A 13,801-nucleotide genomic window follows, 5' to 3' on the forward strand; every position below is an offset into this window, starting at 1 on the left:
ACGCTACCCGCGCGTCGGACGGCGCTGCACGCGCAGGGTTTCCGTGCCGTCGGCGAGTCGTCGTGCAGTGATCAAGAACGCCGTGTGCCCCTGCATGCGATGTTCCGGACGCACTGCCAGCCCGACAGCGCTCCAATCCCGGACGAACGATTCCCACGCCCGCGGTTCGGTCCAGCACTGGAGTTCACGAAGGCCCTCCATCACCTTGGAGAGCTGAGTGACCGTCGCGACGTACACGGTCAGCACACCCCCGGGCTTGAGTGTCTTCGAGACGAGCTCGAGGTGCTCCCACGGCGCCAGCATGTCGAGAATCACCCGGTCGAACTGGTCGGCCGGGTCGTGGTTCGCGAGATCGTCGATGATCAGCTTCCAGTTGTCCGGAGCGCCGCCCCAGAACGTCTCGACGTTGCGGACCGCGTGTTCTGCGTGATCGTCACGCACCTCGTACGACGTGACCGAGCCGCTGGTGCCGACTGCGCGGAGCAGTGACAGGGTCAACGACCCCGATCCGGCGCCTGCTTCGAGGACCTTCGCTCCGGGGAAGATGTCGCCCTCGGCGACGATCTGAGCGGTGTCCTTCGGGTAGATGACCTGCGCTCCGCGTGGCATCGACAGGATGTAGTCGGTCAGCAGCGGCCGCAGTGCGAGGTATTCGGTTCCGTTGGCCGACTTCACCATCGTGCCTTCGTCTGCGCCGATCAGATCGTTGTGTTCGATCCCGCCGCGGTGGGTGTGGAACTGCTTGTCGGGTTCCAGGACCACCGTGAACTTGCGTCCCTTGGAGTCGGTGAGCTGTACGCGGTCGCCTTCGGCGAACGGGCCGGTGGTCGGCATCGGTGGGTGATTCCTTACGGGTCGAGAGCAGGGCATGAACTGCTATCAGCATAGAGTGACGCCCATGGCAGATCGTGAATCGACGGCGACGAGCTACTACGTCCCGCTGGCGGCGCCCGCCGGGGCCGACGCCGAGTTCGAGTACTTCCAGCCCACTGAAGCGACGATCAGCGTATGGTCGGCCGACTTGCAGCACGGCGGCCCGCCTGCAGGTCTGATGATGCGTGCGATGGTCCGGGCGGTCGCTGACGACGGCCAGCACTTCACCCGGGTGACCACGGAGATCCTCGGGGCCATGGGCCTGGGGGTGAACCGCGTCCGCGCCTGGGTGTCGCGGCCCGGCCGCCGCATCTCGCAGGTCACGGCCGAACTGGAATGTCAGATGCCCGACGGGGAGTTCCGGCTCGCCGGTCGCACCGTGGCCTGGCGGATCCTGGCGGCCGACTCGGCGGACGCCCAGAGCATCCCGAACGAACCGCTGCCCGCCGGACCCGATGACCTCCGACAGATCGTCGGCTTCCCCGCCGAGGGCGACGAAGCCGTCGCGTGGGGACGCGTCGGGTTCATCGGCACCACCGTCATCGCCCGGCAGGAGGGTCGCACCGGCTCGACGCCGTCGATCTGGATCCGGCCGGACCGCGAACTCGTCGAGGGTGAGACGCCATCGCACCTGGAGTCGATCTTCACCGTGCTCGATGTGGCCAACGGCGTCGGAACGCGCCTGGACCCTACGAAGTGGTCATGGATGAACATGGACACGACAGTCCACCTCGTCGGACAGCCGACGAGCCCGTGGCTGGGTCTCGACTCCGAGCTCGCGGTGGGACGCGACGGCTACGGCGCCACGTTCGCCGACCTGTACGACGTGGCCGGCTTCCTCGGCCGGTCCGCGCAGACGGACATGATCGTCGACGTCCGTTGACGCTTCCGCTCAGAAGCGGCAGGAGCGGATGTCGGAGGCGAGGATCGCGCGGACGCCGATCTCCGACAGGTCGTCCATGAGCGACTGGTGGGTCTTGCGCGGCACCATCGCCCGGACCGCGAGCCAATCGGGGTCGAGCATCGGCGACACCGTCGGCGATTCGAGGCCCGGCGTCATGGCGACGGCGCGGTCGAGGAGCGCCTTGGGGCAGTCGTAGTCGATCATCACGTACTGCTGACCGAACACGACACCCTGCACGCGAGCGATGAACTGCTTGGCCGCCTTCGACGCCTCCGCCGACTCCGGGTTCCGAATGAGGACCGCTTCGGAGTCGCAGAGAGACTCTCCGAAAGCTGCCAGATCGTGTAGGCGCAGGGTCCGACCTGAACCCACCACATCGGCGATGGCGTCGGCCACGCCGAGCTGGATGGAGATCTCCACCGCGCCGTCGAGCCGGATGATCTCGGCGTCGATCCCGCGGGCGGCGAGGTCGCGGCGGACGAGGTTGGGGTAGGACGTCGCGATCCGCTTGCCCGCGAGATCGTCGACGGTCCACGTCTGGTCGTTCGGGGCCGCATACCGGAACGTCGACGACCCGAAACCGAGCGCTACTTCTTCGATGACCTCGGCACCGGAGTCGGCCGCCAGGTCGCGGCCGGTGATCCCGAGGTCGAGCGTGCCCGCGCCGACATAGATCGCGACGTCCTTCGGGCGCAGGAAGTAGAACTCGACGTCGTTGTTGACGTCGATGACCGACAGGTCCTTCGGATCGGACCGCTTACGGTAACCGGCCTCCGAGAGGATCGCGGCGGCGGCTTCGGAGAGCGCGCCCTTGTTGGGGACTGCAACACGCAACATGAGTGGTTGTTCCTAGAGGTGTTCGGGTCGGCTCAGAGGTACTTGTAGACATCAGCGGGAGTCAGACCACGTTTGATCATCATCACCTGGAGCCAGTAGACGAGCTGGGAGATCTCTTCGGAGAGCGAGTCGTCGGACTCATGCTCGGCGGCCAACCACACTTCGCCGGCCTCTTCGATGATCTTCTTGCCGAGGGTATGGATGCCGGAGTCGAGTGCGGCGACGGTGCCGCTCCCGTCGGGGCGCGTCTGCGCCTTCTCGGCCAGCTCAGCGAACAGTTCGTCGAAGGTCTTCACGGGACGTATTGTTTCACGCCCCGAGTGTGTCGGTGGAACCGGTCGGTCGTGTCGTGCGTCTTACCTCATGTGAAGGATGTGAAGGTGTTCAGCCGAGCGCAGATGGGCCGCTTGGGCTTCACCGATGCGACGTTGCGCACTGCGATCCGGCAGGGCAGGGTACGGCGACTCCGTCAGGGGTGGTTCGCCTTCGACGATGCTGATCCCACCGTCGTGTCCGCCGTCAAGGCGGGTCGGGTTCTCGGGTGCGTGTCCGCGCTGACCCTCAGCGGCCTGTGGGTACCGCCGGGATATTCGAGCGTTCACGTGCGGCGGAGCAAGGCGTTGCTCGGTGCGGGGAAGCGCGCCGGCTGCACCACTCCGGTCGGCCGCGCGCCGGCCACACTGACCCCGGTCGATCCGGTCGAGTACGCGCTGGCGTGTGCGGCATCGTGTATGACGGCGGAGGACTGGATCGCCGTGTGCGATTCGTATCTGAACTCGACGGGGACCTCGGTCGACGACCTTCGATTCCGGCTCGAACCGTTCACCGGGTACAGACTGGCCGGTCTGTTGGAGAAGGTCGACGAGCGTTCGCAGTCGGGCACCGAGAGCATCATGCGAGTGCGATTGCGTGCGATCGGCTTCGACGTGGTCGTCCAGCCGGGTATCGCCGAATACGAATGGACAGGTGGATGTCGATGCGCTTCATCTACGACGACGTCATCTTCGGCTGGGCGGACACACTCGCCGACATCCGCGGCGTCACGGACGACGACCGACACCGAGTCCGGAGCGTTCGATCCCGCCGTGTGGTCGACCGATCTCTTCGGCGCAATGAACTATGACTGAAATCGTCCCCGAGGGAGCTCACAGAGGGCGAATAGCCCTTGGAGTCTAGGCTCGGGGACGATTTCAGTCATCAGGCCAAAGCAGCTGCGAGGTCGTCCAGGGTGAGCCCGACAAGCGACTCGCGGAAAGTGAAGGTCGGGCGCGGCGGAACCGGGATCGCGGACGGGATGATGATCGCTCGGACACCGGCGGCGAACGTCGACGCCGCACCCGTCGGAGAATCCTCGATGGCGAGGCAGCGGCGCACGGGAAGCCCGACGATCTCCGCCGCACGACGGTAGATGTGCGGTTCGGGCTTGCCCGCCTCCACCTCGTCCCCGCAGACGGTCGCGACGAAGCGGTCGGCACCGATCGTCTCCAACAGGACGTCGGTCACCTCGCGCATCGTGTTCGTGACCAGCACCATGGGGATGTCGGCGGCGGCCACCATGTCCAGTGCGTCGACCGCACCGGGACGCCACGGCGTACCGGCCGCGAACAGGTCGATCACTCGCTGAACCATCCACGCCTCGTCGGCCTCGAAGTCCCGGCCCGATTCGGGCACGAGCGCGGCGTCGTACACCTTCGTCATCGCGTCGGGAGAACTGTTCCCCATCGTCGACTCGCGCAACGCCGGGGTCATCTCGATCCCGAGTCTGTTGGCGAACTCCACCAGGACCTGCTCCCACAGTGGTTCGGTGTCGAGCAGGGTGCCGTCCATGTCCCAGAAGACCGCTCCGGGCTGGCCTGCTTCGTCGATCACTGTGTCCTCCTGGTGGTTGGTGGCGAATGATGTCTCCGCCCCCACCCTAGGTGTTGAAGTACTTCGCTTCCGGGTGGTGGAGCACAAAGGCGTCGGTCGACTGTTCGGGATGCAGCTGGAGTTCCTCCGACAGTTCGACGCCGATGCGCTCCGGCTCGAGCAGATCGATCATCTTCGCGCGATCCTCGAGGCTCGGGCATGCGCCGTAGCCGAACGAGTAGCGAGCTCCGCGGTACTCGAGATCGAAGAAGCCCTGCGGCCGATCCGGGTCGCCGTCGGCCATCGAACCGCCGTCGAACGTCAGCTCACTCCGCACCCGCTGGTGCCAGTACTCGGCGAGCGCCTCTGTCAACTGCACGCCGATGCCGTGAACTTCCAGGTAATCGCGATACTCGTCGCCCGCGAACAGTTTGTTCGCGAAGTCGGCGATCGGCTGGCCCATGGTCACGAGCTGGAACGGCAGAACGTCGACACGGCCGGCCTCGATCGCGTCCTCGCGGGACCGGATGAAGTCGGCGATGCACAGAAAACGAGTCCGCTGCTGGCGCGGGAACTCGAAGCTGTGCCGGATCGGCGACGACGGGTCAGCCGACTCGAGGACATGCACCACATCACCCTCGCTGACAGCCGGGAAGTACCCGTACACGACAGCCGCGTGGGCGAGGATTCCCTCGGTGGCCAGTCGCGAGATCCATTCGCGCAGGCGGGGACGACCCTCGGTCTCGACGAGCTCGTCGTAGTCGGGACCCGAGTCGCCGCGCGTGCCCCGAAGCCCCCACTGGCCGAGGAACAGCGCGCGCTCGTCGAGCATCGTCAGATACTCGGCGACCGGGATGCCCTTGACGATCCGGGTGCCCCAGAACGGCGGCTCCGGGATCTCGTTGTCGGCGGCGACGTCCGACCGTGCAGGAACCTCGACGGGAACCTCGGCCGCCTTGCGCTTCGCTGCGATCCGCTGCGACCGCTCCCGGCGGGCCTTGCGCTCAGCGACCTTTGCCGCAGCGGCCTTGGCCTCCGGGCTGTCGGGGTCTGGTCCCTCCCCGCGCTTGATCGCCATGATCTCGTCCATCAACGTCAGACCCTCGAACGCATCACGCGCGTATCGGACGTCTCCGTCGTAGATGTCGGCGAGATCACCCTCGACATAGGTACGAGTCAACGCCGCACCGCCGAGGAGGACGGGGAACTCGCTCTTGCCGCGCGAGTTCATCTCCTCGAGGTTCTCCTTCATCACGACGGTCGACTTCACGAGCAGGCCGGACATCCCGATGACGTCGGCACGCTGATCCTCTGCGACCGAGAGGATCGTGGCGATGGGCTGCTTGATGCCGATGTTGACCACGTCGTAGCCGTTGTTCGACAGGATGATGTCGACCAGGTTCTTGCCGATGTCGTGGACGTCGCCCTTCACGGTGGCGAGCACGATCCGCCCCTTGCCGTCCTCGTCCGAGGCCTCCATGAATTGTTCGAGATGGGCGACCGCGGCCTTCATCACCTCGGCGGACTGCAGGACGAACGGCAGCTGCATCTGGCCTGAGCCGAACAGTTCACCGACGGTCTTCATGCCCGAGAGCAGGGTGTCGTTGATGATCGACAGCGGCGGGACGGTCTCACGAGCTTCGTCGAGGTCCTCGATGAGACCGTTGCGCTCCCCGTCGACGATGCGGCGTTCCAGTCGCTCGAACAGCGGCATCTTCGCAAGCTCAGCGGCACGGGATTCACGGGCCGACGCCGCCGACACGCCTTCGAACAACTCCATGAGCTTCTGCAAAGGGTCGTAGCCCTTGTCCTCGGGACCGTCGGTCCCCTGCTCACGCCTGCGGTTGTACACGAGGTCGAGAGCCGTCTCCCTGTGCTCGTCGGGGATGCGCGCCATCGGCAAGATCTTCGAAGCGTGCACGATGGCCGTGTCCAGTCCGGCCTGCACGCACTCGTGCAGAAACACCGAGTTCAGCACCTGGCGGGCCGCCGGATTGAGACCGAACGAGATGTTCGAGATGCCCAGTGTGAAGTGGATCGTGGGGTGGGACTGCTTGAGACGACGGATCGCCTCGATCGTCTCGATGCCGTCGCGGCGAACCTCCTCCTGGCCCGTCGAGATCGGGAACGTGAGGGCGTCGATGATGATGTCCTCTTCGGCGAGGCCCCAGTTCTCGGTGATGTCGGTGATGAGCCGTTCGGCGATGGCGACTTTGTGGTCGGCCGTCCGAGCCTGCCCCTCCTCGTCGATCGTCAACGCGACGACCGCGGCACCGTGTTCCACCGCGTGCCGCATGATGCGCGCGAAACGGGAATCGGGTCCGTCGCCGTCCTCGTAGTTCACCGAGTTCACGGCGCACCGACCGCCCAGATGCTCCAGTCCGGCCCGGATCACCTCGGGTTCGGTGGAGTCGATCATGATCGGCAACGTCGACGCGGTGGCGAATCGCGACGCGAGCTCTGTCATGTCCGCGGCGCCGTCGCGGCCCACATAGTCGATGTTGAGGTCGAGCATGTGCGCCCCGTCGCGCGTCTGGTCCTTCGCGATCTCCAGGCACTTCTGATAGTCGCCTGCGATCATCGCCTCGCGGAACGCCTTGGAACCGTTCGAGTTGGTGCGTTCGGCGATGACCAGGAAGCTCGCGTCCTGATCGAACGGCACGGCCGTGTACAGAGACGACGTCTCCGACACGTGTTCCGGTGTGCGCGGCTTGGGCTCGACGGCGGCGACGGCCGCGGCCACCTGGCGGATGTGCTCCGGGGTGCTTCCACAGCAGCCGCCGACGAACTGCAGGCCGTAGTCCCGGACGAACCCTGCGAGCGCCTCCGCCATCTCGGGGGCCGTGAGCGGGTACTCGGCACCGTTCGCCCCGAGTACGGGGAGCCCGGCGTTCGGCATCACCGACACGGGTACTCGCGCATGCTTCGACAGGTACCGGAGGTGCTCACTCATCTCGGCCGGACCGGTGGCGCAGTTGAGGCCGATGACGTCCACTCCGAGCGGCTCGATGGCCGCCAGTGCGGCGCCGATCTCCGATCCGACGAGCATCGTTCCAGTGGTCTCGACGGTGATGTGCGCGATGATGGGGAGGTGGCGACCCATCTCGTCCATCGCACGACGTGCCGCGATGACCGCCGCCTTGAGTTGCAGCAGATCCTGGGACGTCTCGATGAGGATGCCGTCGGCGCCGCCTTCGAGCATGCCGAGAACACACTCCTGGTACGCGTCGCGGATCACGGCGAACGTGGTGTGTCCCAGGCTGGGGAGTTTTGTGCCGGGACCGATGGAGCCCAGGACGTAGCGGTCGGTTCCGTCGGCAGACGGACCCATCTCGTCGGCGACGCCGCGGGCGATCGAGGTCCCCTTGTAAGCGAGCTCACGGATGCGGTCGGCGATGTCGTAGTCACCGAGGTTCGACAGGTTGCAGCCGAAGGTGTTCGTCTCGACGACGTCGGCCCCGGCTTCGAAGTAGTTGCGGTGGATGTCGGCGAGAACATCGGGGCGAGTGTCGTTGAGGATCTCGTTGCAGCCCTCGAGCCCGAGGAAGTCGCCGTCGACCGTGAGATCGGCGGCCTGAAGCATCGTGCCCATGGCCCCGTCACCGATCAGTACACGACGCGACATGGCCTGAAGCAATGTCGAGTCGTACGAATCCTGGCGCGTGACGGAGTATGGCATCCCTCCAGCGTAGTTCGCCGTCGAACGCGGTCCGCCGTAGGCTCTTCTCGATGAACTCTCCACGCCCGTCCGGTCTGCCCGAACTGCGCCGTCCCGTGATGATCGCCGCGTTCGGCGGATGGAACGACGCTGGAGACGCAGCCTCGTCCGCAGTCGAACATCTGGCCCTGACCTGGGACGCAACGGATCTCCGCGAGATCGACGGCGACGACTTCTACGACTACCAGTCCAACCGGCCGACGATCACGACCGTGGACGGTGTGACGCGTCGCATAGCGTGGCCGTCGACGTCTGTCTCGTATGCGCGCCTTCCGGACGCCGATCGAGACGTGGTGTTCGTCCTCGGACCCGAACCGAACCTGCGGTGGCGCGCGTTCTGCTCCCAACTGGTCGAACTCGCTGACGCGTTGGACGTCGAGCTCGTCGTGATGATGGGGGCGCTGCTCGCCGACACGCCGCACACCCGGCCCGTCCCGGTGTCCGGATCGGCGGAGACGAGCGCGGCCGCGACGCGTTTCGGGCTGTCCCCGAGCAAGTACGAGGGCCCGACCGGCATCACCGGCGTCCTCCAGGACGCATTCGTCCAGGCCGGAGTACCGTCCATCTCGCTGTGGGCTGCGGTCCCCCACTACATCGCGCACCCGCCGAACCCCAAGGCCACCGTCGCGCTGCTTCGGCGCCTTGAGCCCATCATCGAGGTCCCGATACCTCTCGGCCGCCTCGATCAGCAGGCTCGAGACTGGCAGGAGGACGTCGACGAGATGATGTCCGACGACGACGACATGGCCGCCTACGTCCGTGATCTCGAGGAACGGGAAGACGACGAGGCCGGCGACGAGAACCCGATGGTCGAAGTAGACGGCGACGCCCTTGCCGCGGAGTTCGAGAAGTACCTCCGCAGAAGGAACGAGGGCTCGGACTAGCTAGCCGATGCGTTCGATGTCGACGACCGGCGTGGTGATACGCCAGGTACGGACGTCCGGATCGTCGGCCGCGGTCACCCAGAACTGTGCTGGCTCTCCGACAACGCACTGCTTGACGCCGATCAGGGGGATGTCTTCGGAGTCGCGCCGCAGTTCGCTGACCTCCCAGCGCTGATCCTCATTGCGCCCGACGCCTGGAGCTCGGAGCAGGGTCATCTCCTCGAAGTCGAGCACGTAAGTCGACGTGTGGGTCATCACCGTCCAGACACCGTCTGAGGTGCCGGATGGAATCTCGCTGACGCGGGTCATGGCTTCCTACGCACTCGGGTTGATGTCGACGCCGAGGAGGGCGTCGACGGCGGCGGCGACAAGTCCGGGGGCCTCGGTCGACGAACCGATGCCCAGAATGGCGTCGGCGGCCCACGCGTCGACGGCCGCGAGCGCCTTCGGTGTGTCCAGGTCGTCCGCGAGATGCTGACGGAGGCGTGCGACGGTGTCAGTCGCGTCGGGTCCGGTCTCGAGAGCTGCGGCACGACGCCAGGTGGCGAGCCGACGCTCGCCGTCTGACAGGACGAGATCGGTCCACATGCGGTCGTCGCGGTAGTGCCCGCTGATCAGGCCGAGTCGAACTGCGCCGACGTCCACTCCGTTGCGCCTGAGGACGGACACCTTGACGAGGTTGCCGAGGCTCTTCGACATCTTCTCGCCGTCCAGACCGATCATTCCGGTGTGGACGTAGTGGCGGGCGAAGCGGCGCTCCCCCGTCTCGGCTTCGGCGTGCGCCGCAGAGAATTCGTGGTGGGGGAAGATCAGGTCGCTGCCGCCGCCCTGAACATCGAACGCCATGCCGAGTCGGTTGAGGGCGATGGCTGAGCACTCGATGTGCCAGCCTGGTCGCCCGGCGCCGAACGGTGATTCCCACGACGGCTCTCCGGGCCGTTGGATGCGCCACAGGAGTGCGTCGAGCGGATTGCGCTTGCCCGCACGGTCCGGGTCGCCGCCGCGTTCGGCGAAGTACTTCGCCATCGTCTCCGCGTCGTAGCCCGACTCGTAGCCGAACTGCTCGGTCGCATCGACGCTGAAGTACACGTCGGGGTACTCGGCGTCGTCGACGACGTAGGCTGAACCGTTCTCGAGGAGGCGGCCGACGGCGGCGATCACCTCGTCGACCGACTCCATGGCACCGATGTAATCCCTCGGCGGGAGGACCCGCAGCGCCGCCATGTCCTCGCGGAACAGGTCGATCTCCCTCGTGCCGAGATCGCGCCAGTCCACACCGTCGCGTTCGGCGCGCTCGAACAGCGGATCGTCGACGTCGGTGATGTTCTGCACGTAGTGGACGTCATGTCCCTGGTCCCGGAGCACCCGGTTGATCAGGTCAAACGTCACGTAGGTGGCGGCGTGACCGAGGTGGGTGGCGTCGTACGGGGTGATGCCGCAGACGTACATTCCGGCGACGGGTCCGGGCGCGAGCGGCGCCACCTGCTTCGACGACGTGTCGAACAGACGTAGAGCCGGTGAGACGCCGGGTACGGACGGGATCTGGGGCGACGGCCACGACTGCATGTCCACAACTGTATGTCGAGCGGTCGGTCGGCCGTCGAACGGGCCGTGTTCTTCTCGCTCGGGTCAGAACGGCGGCCACGGGATCGCGCGCTCACCCGGCGGCAGCGGCATCGTCCCGCCGTCGAGGAGGTGCGCGATGCGGTCCCGGAGGGCGTCGATCTCGCCTGCTGTGATCAACGCACCGAGTCGCACGGTCAGCGCGTCGTCACCGTTCGCGAGCCGCTCGGCCACCCGAGTCAAGTCCACGAGAAGGTCGCCCGGAACGGCTTCCCCCGCCCATCCCCACAGGACGGTGCGCAATTTGTCGTCCGTGTGCAGGCAGATCCCGTGGTCGATCCCGTACACGTGTCCGTTCTGATCGACGAGGATGTGACCGCCCTTGCGGTCGGCGTTGTTCACGACCACGTCGAAGACTGCGAGTCGTCTGAGGCTCGGGGTGTCGGAGTGGACTAGGGCGACCAGCGATCCGTCCTCGTCGTATGCACGGAGTATCGGGATCACATCGTCGCCGACGGCGTCGACGGGAACCAGGTCGACCGGATCGCGCCCCTCGGGTTCGTCGGGAACATGGATCCAGCGTTGCAGCATTCCCGGCCCCAGATCGGCGTCGGACGGTCCGGTCTGGCGGAGTACCGTCTCCGGGACGACGTCCCAGCCGAGCGCTTCGCTGATCAGGTATGACGCGACCTCACGGCCGGCGAGGGTGCCGTCGGGAAAGTCCCAGAGCGGCGCCTCACCTCGGACGGGCTTGTAGACGCACATCAACTCGTCGGGTCCGGCATGGCATGCGAGGGTGAGGTTGCTCGCCGTGGGTATCCGTCCCAACAGCGTCAGGTCCCCATCGGTGAGGACCTCGAGGATGGTCCGGTTCACTCCGGGCGGTCGTCGTCTGTGTCGTCGTCTGCGGTGGTCGAATCGTCGTCCACTTGGAAGGACGCGTCGAATCCCGGCACCACGCGTCCGAGCGCGGCGAGCACGTCGGGATCGATGAACTCGTCGGACCGCGAGAACTCGACGTCCCGCTTGTAGCCGTTGCTGCGGGCGCAGATGTGACCCGACGCGTCGAGCGGCATCGTGCAGAGCGGGCAGAGGGGACGGCCTGCGGCGATCACCCTCATCGACCGCGCGCTGAACTGCCGGGCGGCATCGGCCGACAGGAACACCCGCACCGTGTCGGGCCCTTCTTCCGTGTCGTCGAGGATGACGCTCTCGTCCAGTGGCTGCTCGGTGATCGCGAGCAGTTCCACCACCACTGCCGACGCTTCGGCATCCCAACCCAACCCCATCGACCCGACACGGAACTCGGATTCGATCGGATTGGCGAGAGGCTCGGTGTCGACGACCTGTTCGGTCTCCGGCGGCACACTCGCGCCGAACCGGCGGGCCACCTCGTCCAGGAGGTACCCGAGGCGGTCCGCGAGGATCAGTACCTGCTGCTTCTCGAGTTCGACGCTCATCACCCGCTGGTCCTGCGACACCTGGAGGAAGAAGGTGCGATCCCCGGGGACGCCGACCGTGCCGGCGACGAACCGGGCCGGGCTGCGGAACTCATGAATCGTGCGCGACACTGCTACTCCACCTTCCTGCTGATGACTGCGACGCTCAATGACCGCAAGGCTACGCGCCCTTGCCTCCGCCGACATCGGCGTCGGTGTGGTGACGCGGCGCGGGAAGCACGATCGCTCCCGGGTTGTTCACGGTGATCACATAGGGCCGATCCCGCGTGTACCGGATCACGGTGATCGACGCAGGGTCGACGACGATGCGCTGAAAGGAGTCGAGGTGCATCCCGTAGGCGTCCGCGATGACGCTCTTGATCACGTCACCGTGCGAACAGGCCAGCCAGACTCCGTTCCCGTCGTCACCGCCATGAACTCGGTCGAGCTCCCGGACGGCGGCGCAGGCCCGACGAGACACGTCGGCGAGGCCCTCCCCGCCAGGGAACACCGCCGCCGACGGTTGACGCTGCACTGTGCGCCACAGCGGTTCGTCGACGAGTTCGGACAACTTGCGGCCGCTCCAGTCGCCGTAGTCGACTTCTGCCAACCGCGCGTCTTCGACGTCGGTCATGCCGTCGAGATGGCCGACGAGGGGCGCAACGGTCTCTGCACAACGTTGCAGCGGAGACCGCACCACTGCGGTCAGCCGGTCGGTCACGCCGTCGAGGCGTTCGATCAGAGCCGTCGCCTGGGCACGGCCCGCGTCGTCCAGTGCGACTCCCGGTGTGCGACCGGCGAGGACACCCGAGGTGTTGGCCGTCGACCGCCCGTGGCGGACCAGTATCACCGTCATGGTCCGAGCCTATGTCGCCGAGATGACGCCACCGGCGAGCAGGCCGATGACGAGGAGACCGAGCGCGATCCGGTAACCCGCGAACCACGCGAGCGAGTGATGCGAAACGAACTTGAGCAGCCACGCGATCGACACGTAGCCGAGGACGAACGCGATGGCGGTCGCGACGACGATCTGCGGCCCGGACGCGGTCACCTGGCCGGCGGCGGCCGGTTCGAAGGCGTCCTTGAGGCTGAACAGGCCCGACGCGACGACCGCGGGGATGGCGATGAGGAATGAGAAGCGGAACGCCGCTGCGCGTTCCATGCCGACGAACAGACCGGCAGACGCCGTCGCACCCGACCGAGAGACGCCGGGAATCAATGCCAGACACTGAGCCAGGCCCATGGCGATCGCGTCGCGGCGAGTCATCGTCTCGATCGACTTCGACCGTGAACCGACGCGTTCGGCGGCGATGAACACGAACGAGAACAGAATCAGCATGATCGCGACCAACCACAGGTTGCGCGCGGCGGTGCTGATCTGGTGCCGAAACACGAAGCCGAGGACTCCGATCGGGATGGTGGCGAGAATCACGTACCAGCCGATCCGGTAGTCGACGCCGCGTCGCTCCGGATTCCGCAGTCCGCCGAACCAAGCAAGGACGATTCGCCAAATGTCCTTGGCGAAGAAGATCAGGACGGCGAGTTCGGTGCCCAACTGCGTGACCGCGGTGAATGCCGCGCCTGCGTCTTGCCCGAACCAGATCTGCGACACGATCCGCAAGTGTCCGGACGAGGAGATCGGAAGGAATTCGGTCAAACCCTGCAGGGCCCCGAGGACCACCGCCTGAAGCCAGCTCATCGTTTCAGTCACGGGCGTAGATGCTACCCATCACGA

At 66.3% G+C, this 13,801-nt stretch carries 14 protein-coding genes; 3 read left to right on the forward strand and 11 right to left on the reverse strand.

From position 1 onward, the window contains the following. Positions 1 to 3: 3 nt before the first annotated feature. Positions 4 to 834, reverse strand: a complete 831-nt coding sequence (locus tag WFK36_RS08670) for a tRNA (adenine-N1)-methyltransferase (RefSeq protein WP_336791345.1) — start codon at positions 832 to 834, stop codon at positions 4 to 6. Between the two features lie 64 nt (positions 835 to 898). Here WFK36_RS08670 and WFK36_RS08675 point away from each other — a divergent pair, with 64 nt between their 5' ends. Further along, positions 899 to 1,756, forward strand: coding sequence for a thioesterase family protein (locus WFK36_RS08675; protein WP_336791346.1), 858 nt, complete (start codon positions 899 to 901; stop codon positions 1,754 to 1,756). A gap of 9 nt (positions 1,757 to 1,765) precedes the next feature. On the opposite strand, the gene hisG is transcribed toward WFK36_RS08675, so the two are convergent. Then, the gene (hisG, locus tag WFK36_RS08680; protein ID WP_336791347.1) at positions 1,766 to 2,614 is read right to left on the reverse strand and encodes an ATP phosphoribosyltransferase; all 849 of its coding nucleotides are present in this window, start codon (positions 2,612 to 2,614) and stop codon (positions 1,766 to 1,768) included. Positions 2,615 to 2,646: 32 nt separating this feature from the next. After that, complete coding sequence (locus WFK36_RS08685) at positions 2,647 to 2,910, reverse strand: phosphoribosyl-ATP diphosphatase (protein ID WP_008376203.1); 264 nt, start codon at positions 2,908 to 2,910, stop codon at positions 2,647 to 2,649. Positions 2,911 to 2,994: 84 nt separating this feature from the next. On the opposite strand from WFK36_RS08685, the gene WFK36_RS08690 reads away from it, so the two are divergent. Then, positions 2,995 to 3,741, forward strand: a complete 747-nt coding sequence (locus WFK36_RS08690; protein ID WP_336791348.1) for a hypothetical protein — start codon at positions 2,995 to 2,997, stop codon at positions 3,739 to 3,741. Positions 3,742 to 3,811: 70 nt separating this feature from the next. Here WFK36_RS08690 and WFK36_RS08695 read toward each other — a convergent pair whose 3' ends face one another. Continuing rightward, the gene (locus tag WFK36_RS08695) at positions 3,812 to 4,483 is read right to left on the reverse strand and encodes an HAD family hydrolase (RefSeq protein WP_336791349.1); all 672 of its coding nucleotides are present in this window, start codon (positions 4,481 to 4,483) and stop codon (positions 3,812 to 3,814) included. Positions 4,484 to 4,529: 46 nt separating this feature from the next. Continuing rightward, entirely contained in the window at positions 4,530 to 8,141 is a 3,612-nt protein-coding gene (metH, locus tag WFK36_RS08700) for a methionine synthase (RefSeq protein WP_336791350.1), read from the reverse strand. 50 nt (positions 8,142 to 8,191) lie between these two features. Between metH and WFK36_RS08705 the strand changes: the two genes are divergently transcribed. After that, on the forward strand, positions 8,192 to 9,064 hold the full coding sequence (locus tag WFK36_RS08705; RefSeq protein WP_008376196.1) for a PAC2 family protein: 873 nt from the start codon (positions 8,192 to 8,194) through the stop codon (positions 9,062 to 9,064). Here the strand turns inward: WFK36_RS08705 and WFK36_RS08710 are convergent, their stop codons facing one another. From WFK36_RS08710 to WFK36_RS08735, 6 genes are all read right to left on the reverse strand, one after another. Next, entirely contained in the window at positions 9,065 to 9,373 is a 309-nt protein-coding gene (locus tag WFK36_RS08710; protein ID WP_008376195.1) for a hypothetical protein, read from the reverse strand. It abuts the gene before it with no gap. A gap of 6 nt (positions 9,374 to 9,379) precedes the next feature. After that, positions 9,380 to 10,630, reverse strand: coding sequence for a cysteine--1-D-myo-inosityl 2-amino-2-deoxy-alpha-D-glucopyranoside ligase (mshC, locus tag WFK36_RS08715; RefSeq protein ID WP_040519363.1), 1,251 nt, complete (start codon positions 10,628 to 10,630; stop codon positions 9,380 to 9,382). Between the two features lie 63 nt (positions 10,631 to 10,693). Continuing rightward, complete coding sequence (locus WFK36_RS08720; RefSeq protein ID WP_336791351.1) at positions 10,694 to 11,503, reverse strand: SCO1664 family protein; 810 nt, start codon at positions 11,501 to 11,503, stop codon at positions 10,694 to 10,696. Beyond that, positions 11,500 to 12,198, reverse strand: a complete 699-nt coding sequence (locus tag WFK36_RS08725) for a DUF3090 domain-containing protein (protein WP_336791352.1) — start codon at positions 12,196 to 12,198, stop codon at positions 11,500 to 11,502. Before WFK36_RS08725 ends, WFK36_RS08720 begins: the two co-directional genes overlap by 4 nt. Before the next feature lie 49 nt (positions 12,199 to 12,247). After that, a complete protein-coding gene (locus WFK36_RS08730; protein WP_336791353.1) occupies positions 12,248 to 12,922 on the reverse strand; it encodes an MSMEG_4193 family putative phosphomutase in 675 nt (224 codons plus the stop codon). Between the two features lie 9 nt (positions 12,923 to 12,931). After that, positions 12,932 to 13,777, reverse strand: a complete 846-nt coding sequence (locus tag WFK36_RS08735; RefSeq protein ID WP_336791354.1) for an undecaprenyl-diphosphate phosphatase — start codon at positions 13,775 to 13,777, stop codon at positions 12,932 to 12,934. Between the last annotated feature and the right edge of the window lie 24 nt (positions 13,778 to 13,801).

This window comes from Gordonia malaquae, assembly GCF_037148075.1.
GTDB lineage: Bacteria > Actinomycetota > Actinomycetes > Mycobacteriales > Mycobacteriaceae > Gordonia > Gordonia malaquae.